Here is a 16,722-nt window from a genome sequence, read left to right as displayed (position 1 = left end):
GGAGACGGAGTTCGAGGCCGCTGGCGGTGCGGACGAGGATCCCTTCATGCCAGAGCGCGGCGATCGGCACCGCGATCGTGCCCCGGACGAGTTCGACCGGCTTCGTCCCCTCTTCGGCGAGCTCGCCCGACTCGACGAGGACGATCCCGAGTGGCGGCGCTGCCGTGAACGCCTGATCACGGGCTATATGCCGATCGTCGAGCACGCCGTAGACCGGTATGCGGGCCTCCGGGGCGCCGACCACGGGGACCTGATGGAAGTCGGTGCCATCGCCCTCGTCCACGCGATCGACCGGTTCGACCGGGACTCCGGCGGCGACTTCTTGATCTGCGCCGTCCCGATCATCGTGGGCGAACTCAGCCGGTACGCCCACAGCGCTGCGAAGCACACCGCACCGGGCGCGACCGATGCCGAGAGCGACCGGCCCCGGTCCTGTGCGGTGATCCGAGCCGAGGTCGCATCGCGCCTGGGCGTCAGTCGCGCCCACGTATCCGAGGTACTCGCCTCATGGAACGAAGCACGAGGCCCCGTCGGACCACAGTCCGACCGACCCGACGCGTCCACCGGGTGACCTGGGAGCGGGGATCACGCTCCCCCAAGTGCGTGTCCGGGGGTCGGGGCACCGCGGCCCGATGCTCGACGCGCGGACCACGGTGGTGATCGCGGCGCGAAACGGGCTCACAGGGCTCGCTTCCCGGCCGGGCCGGCCGGGAAGCGAGCCCCTTGCCCCCGAATTCCTCCGGCGAACGGTCCGGGACGGCCCGCGCGCCCTCGGGGAACGTGCCGAGCGCGGCCCGGCCGACGGTGCCGAGCCGCTTCACTGCCCGCTACTGCTGGACCGAAGCGCTACGGCACGTCGGCTTCCACGAACCTGTCGCTCCAATAGAGTCCTTCGGGCGAATTGATGTAGACGTACTCCATGACCACCCATTTCGAGATCGCGATGAGTTGGATCGCCCCCAGCGGCGGATAGTTCGGGTCGTCCGAGTGTCCGTAGTAGACGGGTCTGGCGATGTAGAGCATGTGGCTCTCGGCCGTCACCGAGTCCCTCGCCTTCCGCTCGAACCATTCCATGCGCAGGTTGGTGCCGCCGTGGTAGCAGGTGACCAGGTTGTCGCCGTTCCCCTGTCCTCCGAGGATGTCGGCCACGAGATGGCAGCGTGCGAACACCCAGCCGTTCCCCGGGGTGCGCCTCTCGGTCGCCGGGTAGTCCCACGGGTCCACTTGCGGCCCTTGGCCGGCGTTCAGCGGCGCGCAGAGGTACGCGTATCCGCCGACCGCCCGCGGCCCGCCTTTCCGGTCGTTTCCGCTGCCGAAGGGCACGTCCTCTGCGTCGGGGTTGACGATCTCGGACTTGCAGGGCCGGTCGGGGTCGTCCCAGTTGATCGCGGTGACGGCACCCGCCGCGTCGAGGGTGACGATGCTCGCGTTCTTCAACTCGTCGCGCACTGACTGGGGAAGCTCGTTCAAGCTCTCGAGGGCTTCCCTGTTCACCTCGTCGAGGCTCGCTGTGCAGATCTCCGGCGCCGTCCAGGACCATTCACCGGTCTGATTGACGACGGTGGCGCCTTCGAATCCGCCTCCGCCTCGGCAGACGGCGAGATCCGGTGCGTCGACATGCAGACGCTCGAGCAGTTCCCGCGGCGTCGCGGTCGTCAGCGGTTCGGTCTCGGGGATCGTGATGCGGACCGTGGCGGGACAGTCGTCGACGGCGTCCTCGGTGATCGCGGCCCCCCGGTCGACGGCGGCGCCGAGTCCGCCGCTTCCGGCGGTGATGATGCCGGTGCATCGCACCTGATCAGGGTATTCACTGACGACGACCGCCTCCGCGGGTGCGCCGTCGGACCCTGGAGTGTAGGTGAGTGCGACGGTCGGCGAGGCGGGGTGGGCCAGCTCCTGCGCGGCGGCTTCCAGACCCGGGAGGTAGTACGGCAGCTCGATCGGGCTGACGGTGGTCAACTGGTCGGCGATCGGGGCCCACGAGGCGAACCGGTCTCCTGCCGCGGCGAGCTGCCGCAGCAGGGGCGCCTCGGAGTATTCGCCTCGGGCGGGGTCGGCTTGCCCGGCCTGGTCGAGCGCCGAGAGCACTTCTTCGGGCGCCACCTCCGCATCGAGCATCGAGTGCATCGCTTCTACCGCGGCGTCCTTCAGACCGGTGTCGAGCTGCTGCATGATCTGGTCCAGAAGCGGCTGGATCGTGTAACCGCCGAGGCGGTCGACCAGTTCGCGATAGCGGGGTGCGTTCTGGCCGGCGATCTGCGGCGAGTAGATCACGAGCGAGTAGGTGACCATGACCGATGTGGTCTGGCCGGGCTGCGGGGTGGGGGCGGGGTTCGCGAAGCTCAACGACCCGGTGGACGCGGAGCTTCCCGGTTGGACGGTGCCGAGCGGGATCGTCTGCGAGCCCATCCCGGGAGTGGCGGAAACCGTCGCGGTCGCCTCGCCCGGTCCGTCTCCGATGTTCTGGACGGTCGCCGACCAGGTGCAGGTCGGCGTGGAGCAGGTGCTCGCGTTGATCGTTCCGGTGAAGGCCGGGAGCGGAGTGACGAACGAGGCGAGGTCCGGAGGCAGCTCGATGTCGGCTTCGCCGCGAGGCGGGGTCGTGGTCGCAGCGTCGGTGTCGCCGCCGAGCGTCGTCCTGGTCGTGTCCTTCGTGGTGGCCGCGGCCCCCGGCGGCGCCGGTGCCGGCGTTTCGAGAACGAGGACCCCGGCACTGCCGCCGGTCTGCGGATGGAACGTATCCGGGTCGCCGTCCCATACGGCCGGTACCGCCTCGACGGTGGCATGCGGCGCCGCGGCCGTGTGGAACATGCCCGGATCGATCGGACCGGAGAGGGACACGACGTCGGCGGGCAGGGTCCTGGTGCGGACGAGGGTCCAGTCCTGCCACGTCTTCGCGGTCACCGCCGTCCCCTGGTGCACGGTGACGTCGGGCTCGGCCGTGCCGTGGTCGTCGATGGTCCGGACGAGGTCGGCAAGGGCGGCCGGGGTGAACTCGGCGGCCGGGTCGATCGGGAGCGCGGTCCCGTGCTCGGCCTGCACCCACTGGTCCTTGACATGGCTGGCGAGGGCCGGCTGGCGGCGTGCCCACCAGTTCTCGTCCCCCCATACGGCCGATCCGTCCGGCGTGGTGTGGACGGTCGCGGACCCGGCGGTGGAGTCGGTGACCGACCCGGCCGCGTACCCGTCGGCGGTGACGGTGAACTGCCCGCCGGATCGGGTGCCGTCAGGGGCGGTGTAGGTGTAGCCGAAGTCGACGGCGTCGGCCTCGGCGAAGCTCGCGGCGGGGTCGTTGCCGAGTGTGCCGGTGCGGGAGTCGTTGATCGCTATGACGACGGTGACGGCGGCGAACAGCGCCGCCAGCGCGGCGGTCATGCCGACGGGGATGATGATGTTCGGGTTCTCGTACCAGCGCGGGCGAGGGGGACGGACCGGTGGTGATGGCGCGTACATGGTGTGGTCCTCCGGAGGTTCGACGTCAGTGGCCGCCAGCGTCGCGCCGCACATCCCCGGTCGGTCTCAGGTGGATCATCACCTCGTCATCGCGTGCGCGGGGTGGCTCGTCGCCCGCCGCTCGGGGGCAAGTGCATCGAGGTCATCGGCGCCTCGACCGCCGACAGTGCCCGCCGACAGCAGTCCACCTGCCGGGCCGACGCCGACCGGCAATGGGCCCTGTAGGCGGAGGGCGACCGGTCGGGTGACCGGCCGGCCTCCGCGCGCATCACTCCTAGGCGTTCTGGCCGCGCAGGATGCGGTAGACGGGGACGGGGGTCCCCGCCTGCTCGCTGGCGTCCAGCGCGCGCTGGTAGAAGGACTGGATGGTGCGGGTGAGGTCGGCGTTGACGCCGACCTCTTCGGCGGCGTCGATGACGTGCTGGGCGCCGGCGTGCATCATCTTCAGGTTCGCGATGTCGCCCCAGCCGCCCTGCTTGGTCAACGGCCCGAAGTAGGCGATGAAGTCGCCGTTGCCCTGCGCGGTCCCGATCGCGAGCGAGATGAACCGGTCGACGTCGCCGCCCGCCGCGTCGACGATCGCCACGGCCTGTTCGAGCGACGTCAGGAACGCGTGGAACTGCGCGAGTGCGGCCTGGTAGTACAGCTGGGCCAGTCCGTAGTCGTCGCCGAAGTACTCGAGACCGGGGACGATCGTCTCGAGCAGCCCGCGGTGCGCCTCGTAGAGCGGCCGCGGGCCGCTGACGTAGAGGCGGGAGGCGGCGTGGTGGAGGTCGTCGCTTTGGGTCATGAAGGCGCCGGTGAGGAATTCGCCGCCGCGCCCGGTGACCCATTCGGCGCCCTTGCGGGTGTTCTCGGGCGAGTCCGAGGACAGGTTCACGATGGTCTTGCCGGTGAGGTCGGCTGGGCCCTGCTCCAGCACGCCGTACATGGCGTCGTAGTGGATCAGGGAGAGGAGGACGACGTCGTTGGCGGCGACGGCCTCGGCGACGGTGTCGGCCGGCTTCGCGCCGAGTGCGGCGATGGCGTCGAGCTTGGGCCTGGACCGGTTCCAGACGGTGACGTCGTAGCCGGCCTCCAGCAGGACCTTGACGGTGGCCCGCCCCATCGGGCCCAGGCCGAGGACGGAGACGGATTTCTTAGCAGACATGTTGTGCCCCTTGGTAAGTGATGGTTCATTGGTTCGCTTGTGAACTCAATGGTGGTCGTCCCGGGCAGGCTCGGCAAGACCGCACTTCCAGGTGGGGCTACTTACTTCGAGGTTCGAAAAATGGCCGCGGGGGGTCTGGGGCTCGCCGACAGTGACGCAGGTCAAACCTGCGGGAACGAGCATCACTGTTGCCCGGCTGTCGCCCGCATCCGGGTATGGGACCGCCTCCACCAGGTGCCGGGCGCGGGTCGAGTCCAGCTCTGCGCATCGCCCGATCGACAGGTCGAGCCCGGTCTGCGCGAACTTGGGTCTTGTGTTCTGGAGACGGAAGGACACGATGGCCGCGGTCGAACCCGGTGACCGGTCGTTCAGTGCAGCGGCAGGATCATGACGTCGTGCAGGTCGCCGACGCCCCAGGCCCGCGCTTCGGCGACCTTCGTGTAGCCCCAGGACCGGTACGCCCGCCTGGCGGACTCGGCCTCCTGCTGGACGAAGAGCATGACGCGTTCCGCACCGACGCGTTCGAGCAGGCATCGGTGCAGTCGGCGCGCGACGCCCCTCCCGCGCCAGGCCCGGCGCACCGCGAACTCCGCGAGCGCGAACGTGCGCTTCCCGTCCTCGCGGCTCATCTCCGGCGGCACCGCCGCGGTCACCTCATCCCACCAGGAGTTCTCCGGGGTCACCAGGTACCCGAACGCCATGGCGACCGGTTCCCCGGCATCGGTCCGGGCCAAGACGGCGGCGAAGCCGGGCTGCCGGGTCTGCTTCGGGAACCGCTCGAACGCCTCGGCCGCATCCGAATCCGTCTCGTTGTACGGCGGCTCGGCGAAGACTTCGGCGTAGATGCGCCGGAAGGCCGGGGCCTCCTCGATCGCGGCCGCGCCGCTCATCGACTTGAACGCGACGGCGGCCGGCGCCTCGGCGACTCCCTCGGGTTCGGTGTTCATGCGATGAAAGCTAACACGGCTGTTCGAGCGGGCGCCTCCATCGAGGAAGCCGTCCGGACGGTCCGTTCGCAGTTCGACCGGAGGAACACCTGCACCGACATGCGTGCGGCTGCGCTCTGCCCGCCCGCCGATTCGTGACGCGTGACTGACGTTCGGTGACCGCATGGGATGCCATCCATCGAACCCTCTTGTTAGGATGGCCAAACCCGTGACGGACACGTCACCCTCGTGTCAACGGGTCGACAACCCTCTCGAACACCCGGCCCACCATCCGGCCGAGATCCAGATCCCATGTCTTGACCATCGTGGGAGCGCTGCGCCAACGAGGCCGTGGATCGTCTCCCCTTCCGCGCCGATCCATGACCCCTGCGCCCCACTGCGCAGACCGGCGCGATTCCCCTACCCGAAGGTGAGTCATGAGAACCCCTGAAACCGCCGTACGCCTGTTCGGCGCCATCGGCATGACGCGCGACGGCGAACAGATCCACCTCGGCCCCGCCCGAGAACGGGAATGCTTCGGCATCCTCGTCATCCGCCGCGGGTCCCCCGTCCTCGTGGACCAGTTGATCGCCGACCTGTGGGGCGACGGCGCCCCCGCCAGCGCCGTCAACGTCGTCCACACCTACATCAGCCGGCTGCGGCGCCGCACCGGCAGCACCGAGGAGCACGGCCTGCTCCGCTCCCTGCGGCCCGGATACTCCATCGACCCGGCCGCCATCACCCTCGACACGGAGGCGTTCGAGTCCGACCGGCGCACCGGGATGGCCGCGCTCTGGGCCGGACGGCTCGACCAGGCCGCGGAAGCCCTCGACCGGGCCCTCGAGCACTGGTCGGGCTCCGAGGCGCTGCACGGCGCGACCGGTCCCCTGGCGACCCAGGAGCGGCGCCGCCTCGACGAGCTGCGCCTCGACGCGCTCGAGACCTCGCTCGCGCTGCAACTGCGCACCGGCACCGGCGGCGACACGCTCGCCGATCTGTCCACACTGGTCAGGAGGCATCCGTTCCGCGAGCGGCTGTGGATCCTCCTCATGCTGGGCCTCGCCCGGGAGGACCGGCGCGGCGAGGCGCTCGTGGCCTACCACGACCTGCGGTCGCTCCTCAAGGAGGACTTGGGGATCGGTCCGTCGCAGCGGGCGCAGGAGCTGTTCTCCGACCTGCTGGCCGACCGCCCCAGCGACGAGCTCTGGACCGAGCATCTCACCCTCACCGCGCAACCGCGGTGAACCGAACAAGAGGAGGACCATGCGACAGTATCTGATCGGCGGTGAGGCGGGTTTCACGACCGCCGGATTCTGCCTGGGCACCATGTACTTCGGGACCGCGGTGGCGGAGCGCGAGGCGTTCGCGATCCTCGACCGGTACGCGGAGGCGGGCGGGGACCTGCTCGACACCGCGAACTGCTACGCGTTCTGGGCCGAAGGCGGCATCGGTGAGGAGAGCGAGGCGCTCATCGGGCGCTGGCTCGCCTCGCGCGGCATGTCCGGCCGGATGCGGGTGGCCACGAAGGTCGGGGCCGCGCCGGCGCGCCCAGGCGAGCCGTACCACGGGGGGAACCGGGAGGGCTTGGCGCCGAAGGTGATCGAGGAGCAGTTCGCGCGCAGCCGCGAACGGCTCGGGGTCGACGTCGTCGACCTGTACTACGCGCACGCCGACGACCGGTCGGTGCCGCTGGACGAGACGGTCGACGCGTTCGGGCGCCTGGTCGAGGACGGCTCGGTCCGGGTGCTCGGCGCCAGCAACCACGCGGTGTGGCGGCTGGAGCGGGCCCGGGCGGCGGCCGCCGGCGCCGGACGGGCGGCGTACCAGGCGGTGCAGCAGCGGCACACGTATCTGTTCCCGCGACCGCTGCGCGTGCCGGTGCCCGAGTCGATCCAGCTCGCGGCGGGCGACGAGATGCTCGACTACGCCGTGAGCGAGGGCCTGCCGCTGTTCGCGTACTCGCCGCTGTCGGGCGGGGCGTTCTCGCGACCGGACCGCAGGCCGCCCGGTGCGCCTGTGGACTACGACCACGAGGGCTCGCAGCGCCGGATCACAGTGCTGCGCGAGGAGGCCGCGGCGCTCGGCGTCACGGCGAACCAGCTCGCGCTGGCGTGGCTGGCGTCGGGTCCGGCCGACGTCGTGCCGATCCTCGGGGTGAGCAGCACGGGCCAGCTGGAGGAGGCGCTCGGGGCGGCGTCGATCGGGCTCGACGCCGAGGTGTACGAGCGGCTCGCGGCGGCGTGAACCGGGGCGGCGCCCGTGCCGGTGGGGGCGCGGGCGCCGTCCAGGTTCGCTTCAGGCGGCGTCGAGGAGGCGTTGGGGCGCGGTCGAGTCCCCGTCGAGACGAGATCTGGTGGCGGTCCAGCCGCACTGATTACGTTCGGTACCAAGGAATTCACCATTGGTGCTACGGAACCGAGCGAGTGTGAGCCATGGACCGAGACCGCCCCGATCCGCCTCCCGGAGGCGCGCCACCGCTCGTCAGCGTGGTCATCCCCTGCCACGACGCGGCCGCGACGCTCCGCGAGTGCCTCGCAGCGCTGCGGGCGCAGACCAGAGCGCCCGACGAGATCATCGTCGTCGACGACGCCGGCACCGACGGCTCGGCGGACATCGCCGCCGAGCACGGCTGCACCGTGATCCGGCTGGAGCGCAATCTCGGTCCGTCAGGGGCCCGCAACGCCGGCATCGCCGCGGCGCGCGGGGAGATCCTGTTCTTCGTCGACTCCGACGTGGCGTTGCGCCCCGACGCGGTCGAGCGGGCGGTGGCGCTGCTCGCGGCGGACCCGGGCCTGGACATCGTGCACGGCACGTACGAGCCGCTGCCGATGCGCGGCCGGAGCACTGTGGAGTGCTACCTCGTGCTGCGGGAGGCGTTCTGGCGCCACCGCTTCGCCGGCCCGGCCAACGTGGTCGTGTTCGCGGTCGCGGCCGTGCGCCGCTCGGTGCTCGACCGGTTCGGGCCGTTGGACGAGCGGCTGCGCGACTGCGAGGACGTGGAGTACTCGGCGCGGATGGCCGGCCGGTCCTCGATCCTCATCACCGAGTCCGTGGCGGGTAGCCACGACGCGGGCTCGACCCTGCTGCGGGCCCTGCGGACCCAGTGGAAGCGGTCGCTGCCGCTGCCGGCGCTGCATCCGCGGGGAGTGCGGCTGGAACGCATCAACCGGATGCGGTCGCTCGTCGCGGCCGCGGTCGCACTCGCGTCGCTGCCGGTCGCGGCCGTCGCGCCGGAGGCGCTGCTCGTCACCGCCGCGGCGGTCCTGGCGGTGCTGGCCGCCGACGCGCGGATGCTCGGCTACGCGGGCCGCCACCTCGGCCCCGCGCGGACCGTGCCGCTGGCCGCGGTGCACCTGTGCTTCACGGCGGTCCTGGTCTGCGGCATCGCGGCCGGCATCCCCCTGGCGCGCCGCCGCGCGCCTTCCCCCATTCCTCTCTTCAGGAGCGAATCCCATGCGACTCATTGACATCGACGAAGCCGAGGCGATGGACCTCAAGGAGGTCCAAAAGCTCTACCGGCGATACATCAACAGCAGCCAGGTCTCGCTCATGACCTCGTTCGGCTTCGGCCGCGACCTCGTGGCGCGCGCCGAGGGCTGCTACCTGCACCTCAAGGACGGACGCCGGATCACCGACCTCACCGGCGGCGTCGGGGTGCTCAACCACGGCCACAACCACCCGCGGATCCTCGAGGCGCGGCGCCGCTTCGCCGAGCGGGGCCGCATGGAGGTCCACAAGACCTTCTTCTCCCCGTACCTCGCCGCGCTGAGCCACAACCTCGCCGAGGTCCTGCCCGAAGACCTCGACCACTCGTTCTTCCCGAACTCGGGGGCGGAGGCGATCGAAGGCGCGGTCAAGTGCGCCTACAAGTACCACGGCGGCAAGCGGAACACGGTCCTGCGCGCCACCTCGGCGTTCCACGGGAAGCTGCTCGGCTCGGGCGGGCTCACCGCGGCCCAGGGCCACGGGTTCCGGTTCCCGACGATCCCGGGCATCGACGACTTCGTCTACGACGACCTCGAATCGGTCGAACGGGCCGTGGCCGCGCACCCCGGCGACGTGTACGCGCTGCTGGTCGAGCCGTTCAGCGCCTCCACGATGGGCCAGTGCTCCGAGGAGTTCCTGCAGGGGCTGCGCGCGCTGTGCGACCGCGAGGACATCGTCCTGATCTACGACGAGATCTACACCGGGTGGGGCAAGACCGGCAGCCTGTTCCACTTCATGCGCCACGAGGGCGCGGTCCCCGACATCCTGTGCACCTCGAAGGCGCTCGGGGGCGGCAAGTCCTCGATCTCCGGGTTCGTGGTGCGCAACCGGATCTACCGCCGGGCGTACGACAACCTCGGCGACGCGCTGCTCCAGACCACGAGCACCACGTACTACGGGTTCGGCGAGGAGTGCGCGACCGCGATCGAGGCCGTGAAGATCGCGATCGAGGACGACTACCCGGCGAGGGCCCGTGCGATCGAGGCGGTGCTCTCCCCGGGGCTCGACCGGATCGCGAAGGCCTTCCCGGACGAGGTCGCGGACGTGCGCGGCGCGGGCGCCCTGTGGGGGCTGTTCCTCCAAGGTCGTCCGTCCCTTGTAGAGACGCTGGTGAAACTGGTGCCCGGCGGGCTCGCCAAGGACCCCGGCTTCCGGCAGAAGCTGCTGTCGTCGGCGTTCCTCCAGGCCATGTACGAGGACCACGGGATCTACCTGTACTACACGCTCAACGGGGAGCATCCGGTCGTGATCGGGCCGCCCCTGGTGACACCGCTCGACGAGGTGCACCGCTGCCTGGCCGCGATCGAGGAGACCCTCTCGGCCGGGCTCGGGCGGCTCGTGCGCCGCTTCGTGGCCCAGAAGGTGAGCAGCCTGTGGTGACCGCGCCTTCCCGCGTCCTCGTCACCGGCGCCGCCGGGGTCCTCGGCTCGCGCGTGACCGCCGACCTCCTCGCGGACGGCACTCACGTGGTCGGCTACGACCTGCGCGAGCTCCCGCCCGCCGCGGGCCTCACGGTCGTCACCGGCGACGTGCGCGACGAGACCGCGCTGAGCGAGGCGGCCGACGGCTGCGACGCCGTCGTCCACTGCGCGTCGGCGCTGCCGTCGTACCCGAAGGCCGACATCCGGTCGATCATCGTCGACGGCGCCCGGTCGATGACCGCCGCAGCCGCGAAGTCCGGAGTCGGCCGCGTCGTCCACATCTCCTCCACCGCCGTGTACGGGCTGCCGTCGCTCGTGCCCACCCCCGAGGACCACCCGCACGAGCCGGTCGACGCCTACAGCGCCGCCAAGGCCGAGGCCGAGGCGCTGGTGGTCCCCCACCGGGCCGACCGGTGCGTGACCGTGGTGCGGCCCAAGACCTTCCTCGGGCCCGGCCGCCTGGGGCTGTTCGGGATGCTGTTCGAGTGGGCCGAGGAGGGCCGCGACTTCCCGGTCATCGGCAAAGGCGACGTGCGCGTCCAGATGCTCGATCTCGACGACCTCGCCCGGGCCGTGCGCATGGTGCTCGCCGCACCCGAGGACGCGGCGGCCGACACCTACAACATCGGCGCGGCCGAGTTCGGGACGCTCCGCGAGGACTTCCAGGTCGTCCTCGACGAGGTCGGCCGCGGCCGGCGGATCCGGTCCGTCCCCGCCGCGCCCGCGATCGCGCTGCTACGCGCGGCCTCGGCGCTCGGGCTCTCCCCCGTCTACGACCGGCTGGTGCGCAAGCTCAAAGCAGATTCCTATGTGGACATCAGCAAGGCCGCCGAGCGGCTCGGGTTCCATCCCGAGCACAGCAACCGTGACGCGATCCTGCGCACGTTCCGCTGGTGGCGGGAACGGCCCCAGGCCCCGCGCGGCGCCGCCGGCGCCACCAGCTCGGACCGGTGGCGCCAGGGCATGCTCGCCGGCGCCAAGATCCTCTTCCCGCCCGCACGACCGCAGGAGCGCCGCCATGACCAGCCTCAAGACCGGGGAGCTGTCCCCGGCCGACCCTCGGACGCCTAACCTCCGCACCGCGGCGGCCGCGGTCGCACTGGCGCGGCCGCGCCAGTGGGTCAAGAACGTCGCGGTCCTGCTGCCGTTCCTCGACCCGCAGGTGTGGGACCGCGCCACGCTCGCCGGCCCCGCGCTCGCGGTGGCGGCGTTCATGCTCGCGTCCTCGCTCGTGTACGCCGTCAACGACATCGCCGACCGGTTCCGCGACCGGCACCACCCGGTCAAGCGGTTCCGGCCGCTCGCCTCCGGGGCCGTCAGCGTGCGGGGAGCGGTGCTCGTCGCCGTCGCCTGCGGCGCCGGCTCGGCCGCCCTCGCGGCCGCCGCCGACCCGCTGCTGCTCGTCCCGATCACCGCCTACATCGGACTCAACCTCGCCTACAGCCGGGGGCTCAGGGAGGTCCCGGTGCTGGAGCTGTTCGCCGTCGCGGCCGGGTTCCCCCTGCGGGCGCTCGCCGGATACGTCGTGCTCGACACCGCGCCGGCGAACCTGGTCGTGCTCTCGGTCCTGTTCCTGTCGCTGCTGCTCGTGCTCGGCAAGCGCCGCAGAGAGATCGTGGTGGCCGGCGCCGCCCACCGGGCGGCCCTCAAGGGCTACACCGCGCCCCTCCTCGAGCAGTTCACCTCCATCGCCGGCGGCCTCGCCACCGCCACGTTCCTGCTGTTCGCCCTCGGCGGGCCGCAGGCGGCCGAGTCCAAGGGGCCGCTGGCGATGCTGGTGGTGCCGCTGCTGCTCATGGCCCTGTTCCGCTACCTCCAGCGGCTCGAGCTGCGCGGCGGCGACGGCGACCCCACGCGGCTCCTCGTCCGCGACCCCGTGCTCCTCGCCATCGGCGCGGCCTGCCTCGCGTGCATCGCCGCCACCACGCTGCTCGACCTTTCCGTCCTCTACCCCAACGATTGAAGGAGACCATGAGCCTCACCGAGAACCGCGAGCCGGAGACGAATCCGGAACCGGACGCGGCGACCGAGCCGCGGCGCCGGCGCCTCGGCGTCCGCCTCGCCGTCGGCACCACCGCCTTCTGGGCGCTCTTCCTGCTGGCGCACCTGGTCCTCAGCGGACGGGTCTGGTGGTGGTCGCTCATCGAGATGGTCCCGCCGTTCGCGCTCCTGGTGCCGCCCCTCCTGCTCGGCCTGTGCGCCGTCCGGATCCGGCGCGGGATCCGGTGGCGGCTGTGGACCGTCCACGCGGCGCTCCTCGCCATCGCCTACCCGATCGCCGGCCTGAACCTCTCGGCCCTGGTCACCGGCGGCGGCGACGACGGCGCCGCCGACCTCGAAGTGTTCACCTGGAACGCCGACTACTGGCACTACCGCTGGGACGACGCCGACGCGTTCTACGACTACCTGCTCGAGCAGGACGCCGACGTCTACCTGCTCACCGAGTACCTCACCCGCACCGACCGGGTCGAGATCATCGACGACGAGGCGGCCCTGCGCGAGCACTTCCCCGACTACGAGCTCGTCATCGCCAGCGAGATGGTCACCCTCTCCAGGTACCCGGTCGTGGAGTCCAAGGCCCTCGACACCGAAGCCCTCATCGACGAGGACGACCCCGGCGCTCCTCCCGCCGACGACCCGTGGCGCGAGTACTGGACCACCAAGATCCTCCGCACCGACCTCGACGTCGACGGACAGATCGTCTCCATGTACAACCTGCACCTCTCGGTGCCGGTCCCCACCGGCGAGGCGTCACCGCTCAGCGGCGAGTTCTACGAGTACGTGCGCGCCCAGTACCAGCGGCGCAGCTCCCAGTTCACGATCCTCAACGAGGACATCGACGCCAACCCCAATCCCGTGTTCGTCGGCGGCGACTTCAACTCGACCATCCTCAGCGCCGGGATCGCGTCCATGAGGGACCGTCTCGAATGCCCCGACCCCGACTCGGCGATGCCGGTGAGCTGGCCCGCGATCCGGTTCCCGTTCCCCAAATGGTGGCGGCTCGACTGGGTCTGCACCAGCGAGGGCCTGGAGGTCACCCACTACGAGATCGTCTCCGGCGAAGGGCTGTCGGACCACGACGCCCAGACCGTCGGACTCGACATCCGCTAGGAGGCCGCGGTGAACCGCCGATACGACGCGTGCGTCGTGCTCAACTACTACGCCCCCTACACGAGCGGACTCACCAAGGTCGCGGTCGAGGTCGCCGAGTCCCTGGCCGCCCGGGGGATGCGCGTGGCGGCCGTCGCCTCCAGGCACGACCGCTCGCTCCCGCGGTTCGAGCGGCGCGGCGGCGTCGACGTCTACCGGGCGCCCGTGGCCGCGCGCATCGGCCGCGGCGTCGTCAGCCCCGGGTTCGCGGCCCTCGCCGGCCGCATCGCGCGCCGGTCTGAAGTGGTCAACCTGCACCTGCCGATGCTCGAGGCGGGGCTCGTCGCGCGCGGTGCGCGCGGCACTCCGATCGTGGCGCACCACCACGACGACGTGTGGCTCTCCGGAGGCGTCACGGCCGGGGCGCAGATCGCCGTCGTGGAGTACTCCGTGGCCGCCGCGCTGCGCCGCTCGACGGCCGTGGTCGTGGCGAACACCGACCACGCCAAGGCGTCCCGGCACTGGCCCATCATGGAGCAGCGGCGGGTGTGCGCCATCCCGCCGCCGTGCGAGCGCCGCGAACCCGGGACGCCGGCGTTCCGCGACGGCCCCGGACCGCACGTCGGGTTCCTCGGCCGCATGGCCCCCGAGAAGGGCCTGCACCACCTCGTGCAGGCGTTCCGGGGCTGGGACGATCCGTCGGCGCGGCTGCTCCTCGCCGGAGACGAGGGCGTCGCGGGAGGCGACGTGGTCGCCCGGTTGCGGCGCCTCGCCGCGGGCGACGACCGCATCCGGTTCCTCGGCCGGCTCGACGAGCCCGACATCGCGGACTTCCACGCGTCGCTCGACGCCTTCGCGCTCCCGTCGGTCGCCGAGGAGTCCTTCGGGATCACCCAGACCGAGGCGATGATGTCCGGGGTGCCGGTCGTCGCCTCGGACCTGCCCGGCATGCGGGTGCCCTTGCAGACCACCGGATTCGGCGAACTCGTCGAGGCCGGAGACGCCGACGGGATCCGGGAGGCCCTGCGGCGCGTGTGCGGGTACCCGGCCGGGCGGCGGGCGGCCGGAGCGGCGAGCGCGTCGGCCTCGTTCGGCCGGGAGTCCACACTGGCGTCCTACGCGGCGGTGCTCGCCGAGGCCGCCGGCTCCTGAACGCCGGCCCGGGCCCGCTTGCGGCGGGCCCGGGCCGCCAGCGCGTAGACCGCCAGCGCGGCGCCGACCTCCCCGAGTGTGGCCACCGCGCGGCTCGTCACCGCCACGGCGCCGGCCATGGGCAGGGGCAGCACCAGCGCCAGGGCCGCCACGAGGATCCCCTCCCGGACGCCGAGGCCGTCCGGCACGACGACCACGAGCGAGCCGATCACGAGGGCCAGGCCGAACAGTCCCACGCACAACAGGTAGGAGCGGGCCGGGGGCGCTCCGGCGGCGACCGCGAGCAGCCACAGGTGGTGCCCGGCGACGAGCCACGAGACCGCCTGGTAGGCGAGGGAAGCCCGGATCGCCCGGTCCGTGTAGGCCAGTCGCGGTGCGGCCCTGCGGAAGAGGCGCATCATGAGGGCCGCGGCGGTGTTCACCAGTGCCGGACGGGCGAAGAGCACGAGCGCGGGCAGGGCGGCGAGGAGCACCCACCAGCCGCGGTTCCCGAGGGCGGCCGGGGCGGCGAGGAGGCCCGCGAGCATCCCGGTGCTGAGCATGACGGCGATGTTGATGACGTACACGCCGGCCATGCGGGCGGTGCCGACGCCGACGCCGGCGCCCATGCGCACGTTGACCAGGAGGGTCCACAGGCGCCCGGGAAGGTATTTGACGAGCATCCCGGTGAAGTAGATGTTCGCGCTGTCGCGCAGGGGGACCGGTGCTCCGGTGCCGTTCACGAGGGCGCGCCAGGCGAGCATGCCGAGGACGAGTCCGGCGAGGTTGACGAGGGCGGCGAGCGCGATCTGCGGCAGGTGCTCGCCGGTGGCGAAGTCGAGGGCCTGGCTCCAGTCCTGGCCGCGCATGGCCGCGGCGACGGCGATCGCGACGGCGATGACGACGGCGATGCCGGAGAGCCGCCAGAGGATCCGCTTCACGGCCGGGGCCTCCAGACCGCGGGGCGCAGGGCGCCGACGAGGCTCGCGAGGCCGGCGGTGCCGACGTAGAGCAGGTGCAGGGCGTAGACCGCGGCGGCCCACCGGAGGCTGCGGGCCGCCGCGGCGGCGACGAGCGGGGCGCTGGCGATGCCGAACGCGATCGCGAAGAGGGCCGGGACGGCCGCGAGCCAGGGCTGCCAGAGCGCGAGGGGGGCGCTGGCGGCGATCGCGCCGGCGGCGAGGACGGCGGCCGGTCCGTAGGCGCCGGTCCGGACGGTGTTGCCGGCGGCGGGGGCGCGGCGGGCGCGGGCGAGGAGTTCGGCGAATCGGAGGGAGCGGCGCCACTGTTCGATGAGGAGCGGGCCGAGCCGGTCGACGTCGTCGTGGCGGCCGACGACGGTCGGGTCGGTGATGACGGTCCACCCGGCGGGAAGGCGGGAGCCGAACTCGACGTCTTCACCGGAGCGGAGCGTCTCGTCGAAGCCGCCGGCGGCGGTGAAGACCTCGGCGCGGATGGCGGTGAGCGCGAACAGGGTGACGTCGGTGGCGCCCGCCGATCCGGTGCGCCATTGGTGCTCGAAGAGGGTCTTGTAGCGTTCGACCGGTCCGTCGTCGATCATCGGATCGGCGTCGTAGACGCCTTGGACCATGCCCGTTCCGGGGGCCGCGATCGCGGCGGCGGCGTTTTCGAGCGCGTCGGGGCGCAATTCGATGTCGGCGTCGAGGAAGAAGAGCACGCGTCCGGTCGCGATTGCCGCTCCGGTGTTGCGCGCGGCCGCCGGTCCGCGGTTCGGGCGGATGTTCACGGTGCGGCAGGGGAACCGCTCGGCGATCGCGGCGGTGTCGTCGGTGCTGGCGTCGTCGACCACGATGACCTCGGCCGGGGCCGCGGTCTGCGCGGCGAGTGCCGCGAGGCACCGGTCGAGGGTCTTGGCCGCGTTGTGGCAGGGGACGACCACCGACCAGGGAAGCTGCGTCGTCATTGGGAAAGCGTGTCGCGCCGTGCTGGAGCGGGCCGATATTCGGTCTGGACAGGCAGTGGACGAATGGTCGTTCGAGGGGTTGCTGTACGGGGTCTGGAATGGGTCTTGAATCGCGATGGAATGCATCGTTCTGAATTCTTG

General features: G+C 71.7%; 14 protein-coding genes. 9 read left to right on the top strand and 5 right to left on the bottom strand.

Annotated elements, in window-relative coordinates; genetic code table 11:
- The first annotated feature begins 46 nt into the window (after window positions 1-46).
- Window positions 47-571 carry a hypothetical protein gene (locus GFD30_RS08015; protein WP_153024673.1) on the top strand — a complete coding sequence of 175 codons (525 nt, stop codon included), beginning with the start codon at window positions 47-49 and terminating at the stop codon, window positions 569-571.
- A gap of 275 nt (window positions 572-846) precedes the next feature.
- Here the strand turns inward: GFD30_RS08015 and GFD30_RS08010 are convergent, their stop codons facing one another.
- The 3 genes from GFD30_RS08010 to GFD30_RS08000 all read right to left on the bottom strand — a co-directional run bounded on the left by GFD30_RS08010 (window position 847) and on the right by GFD30_RS08000 (window position 5,550).
- Window positions 847-3,453: a DNA/RNA non-specific endonuclease gene (locus GFD30_RS08010; protein ID WP_153024672.1), complete on the bottom strand. Its 2,607-nt coding sequence runs from the start codon at window positions 3,451-3,453 to the stop codon at window positions 847-849.
- A gap of 274 nt (window positions 3,454-3,727) precedes the next feature.
- Entirely contained in the window at window positions 3,728-4,603 is an 876-nt protein-coding gene (locus GFD30_RS08005; RefSeq protein WP_153024671.1) for an NAD(P)-dependent oxidoreductase, read from the bottom strand.
- 368 nt (window positions 4,604-4,971) lie between these two features.
- Window positions 4,972-5,550, bottom strand: coding sequence for a GNAT family N-acetyltransferase (locus GFD30_RS08000; RefSeq protein WP_227995949.1), 579 nt, complete (start codon window positions 5,548-5,550; stop codon window positions 4,972-4,974).
- A 416-nt stretch (window positions 5,551-5,966) separates the two neighbouring features.
- Here GFD30_RS08000 and GFD30_RS07995 point away from each other — a divergent pair, with 416 nt between their 5' ends.
- The 8 genes from GFD30_RS07995 (at window position 5,967) to GFD30_RS27810 (ending at window position 14,678) form a co-directional block, all read left to right on the top strand.
- Complete coding sequence (locus GFD30_RS07995; RefSeq protein ID WP_153024670.1) at window positions 5,967-6,773, top strand: AfsR/SARP family transcriptional regulator; 807 nt, start codon at window positions 5,967-5,969, stop codon at window positions 6,771-6,773.
- Window positions 6,774-6,792: 19 nt separating this feature from the next.
- Entirely contained in the window at window positions 6,793-7,773 is a 981-nt protein-coding gene (locus GFD30_RS07990; protein WP_153024669.1) for an aldo/keto reductase, read from the top strand.
- A gap of 188 nt (window positions 7,774-7,961) precedes the next feature.
- Window positions 7,962-8,996, top strand: a complete 1,035-nt coding sequence (locus GFD30_RS07985) for a glycosyltransferase family 2 protein (RefSeq protein WP_153024668.1) — start codon at window positions 7,962-7,964, stop codon at window positions 8,994-8,996.
- Window positions 8,983-10,395, top strand: coding sequence for an aspartate aminotransferase family protein (locus GFD30_RS07980; protein ID WP_153024667.1), 1,413 nt, complete (start codon window positions 8,983-8,985; stop codon window positions 10,393-10,395). Before GFD30_RS07985 ends, GFD30_RS07980 begins: the two co-directional genes overlap by 14 nt.
- On the top strand, window positions 10,392-11,507 hold the full coding sequence (locus tag GFD30_RS07975) for an NAD-dependent epimerase/dehydratase family protein (RefSeq protein ID WP_322633062.1): 1,116 nt from the start codon (window positions 10,392-10,394) through the stop codon (window positions 11,505-11,507). The genes GFD30_RS07980 and GFD30_RS07975 overlap by 4 nt, the downstream gene beginning before the upstream one ends.
- Window positions 11,455-12,399 carry a UbiA prenyltransferase family protein gene (locus GFD30_RS07970; RefSeq protein ID WP_153024666.1) on the top strand — a complete coding sequence of 315 codons (945 nt, stop codon included), beginning with the start codon at window positions 11,455-11,457 and terminating at the stop codon, window positions 12,397-12,399. The genes GFD30_RS07975 and GFD30_RS07970 overlap by 53 nt, the downstream gene beginning before the upstream one ends.
- Before the next feature lie 8 nt (window positions 12,400-12,407).
- Window positions 12,408-13,547, top strand: coding sequence for an endonuclease/exonuclease/phosphatase family protein (locus GFD30_RS07965; RefSeq protein ID WP_153024665.1), 1,140 nt, complete (start codon window positions 12,408-12,410; stop codon window positions 13,545-13,547).
- A gap of 9 nt (window positions 13,548-13,556) precedes the next feature.
- On the top strand, window positions 13,557-14,678 hold the full coding sequence (locus GFD30_RS27810; RefSeq protein WP_322633061.1) for a glycosyltransferase family 4 protein: 1,122 nt from the start codon (window positions 13,557-13,559) through the stop codon (window positions 14,676-14,678).
- Here GFD30_RS27810 and GFD30_RS07955 read toward each other — a convergent pair.
- The gene (locus GFD30_RS07955) at window positions 14,642-15,598 is read right to left on the bottom strand and encodes a lysylphosphatidylglycerol synthase domain-containing protein (protein WP_153024664.1); all 957 of its coding nucleotides are present in this window, start codon (window positions 15,596-15,598) and stop codon (window positions 14,642-14,644) included. The two genes, GFD30_RS27810 and GFD30_RS07955, sit on opposite strands and share 37 nt — an antisense overlap.
- Window positions 15,595-16,581, bottom strand: a complete 987-nt coding sequence (locus GFD30_RS07950) for a glycosyltransferase family 2 protein (protein ID WP_194201890.1) — start codon at window positions 16,579-16,581, stop codon at window positions 15,595-15,597. Before GFD30_RS07950 ends, GFD30_RS07955 begins: the two co-directional genes overlap by 4 nt.
- Window positions 16,582-16,722: the final 141 nt, after the last annotated feature.

The organism is Glycomyces albidus, assembly GCF_009451885.1.
In the GTDB taxonomy this organism is placed as follows: Bacteria; Actinomycetota; Actinomycetes; order Mycobacteriales; family Micromonosporaceae; genus Glycomyces; species Glycomyces albidus.
This window is presented reverse-complemented; position numbering and strand designations above follow the sequence as displayed.

Coding starts and splice junctions, on each gene's coding strand:
- GFD30_RS08015 (WP_153024673.1), top strand. CDS start 47: ATGCCAGAGCGCGGCGATCGGCACCGCGATCGTGCCCCGGACGAGTTC.
- GFD30_RS08010 (WP_153024672.1), bottom strand. CDS start 3,453: ATGTACGCGCCATCACCACCGGTCCGTCCCCCTCGCCCGCGCTGGTAC.
- GFD30_RS08005 (WP_153024671.1), bottom strand. CDS start 4,603: ATGTCTGCTAAGAAATCCGTCTCCGTCCTCGGCCTGGGCCCGATGGGG.
- GFD30_RS08000 (WP_227995949.1), bottom strand. CDS start 5,550: ATGAACACCGAACCCGAGGGAGTCGCCGAGGCGCCGGCCGCCGTCGCG.
- GFD30_RS07995 (WP_153024670.1), top strand. CDS start 5,967: ATGAGAACCCCTGAAACCGCCGTACGCCTGTTCGGCGCCATCGGCATG.
- GFD30_RS07990 (WP_153024669.1), top strand. CDS start 6,793: ATGCGACAGTATCTGATCGGCGGTGAGGCGGGTTTCACGACCGCCGGA.
- GFD30_RS07985 (WP_153024668.1), top strand. CDS start 7,962: ATGGACCGAGACCGCCCCGATCCGCCTCCCGGAGGCGCGCCACCGCTC.
- GFD30_RS07980 (WP_153024667.1), top strand. CDS start 8,983: ATGCGACTCATTGACATCGACGAAGCCGAGGCGATGGACCTCAAGGAG.
- GFD30_RS07970 (WP_153024666.1), top strand. CDS start 11,455: ATGACCAGCCTCAAGACCGGGGAGCTGTCCCCGGCCGACCCTCGGACG.
- GFD30_RS07965 (WP_153024665.1), top strand. CDS start 12,408: ATGAGCCTCACCGAGAACCGCGAGCCGGAGACGAATCCGGAACCGGAC.
- GFD30_RS07950 (WP_194201890.1), bottom strand. CDS start 16,581: ATGACGACGCAGCTTCCCTGGTCGGTGGTCGTCCCCTGCCACAACGCG.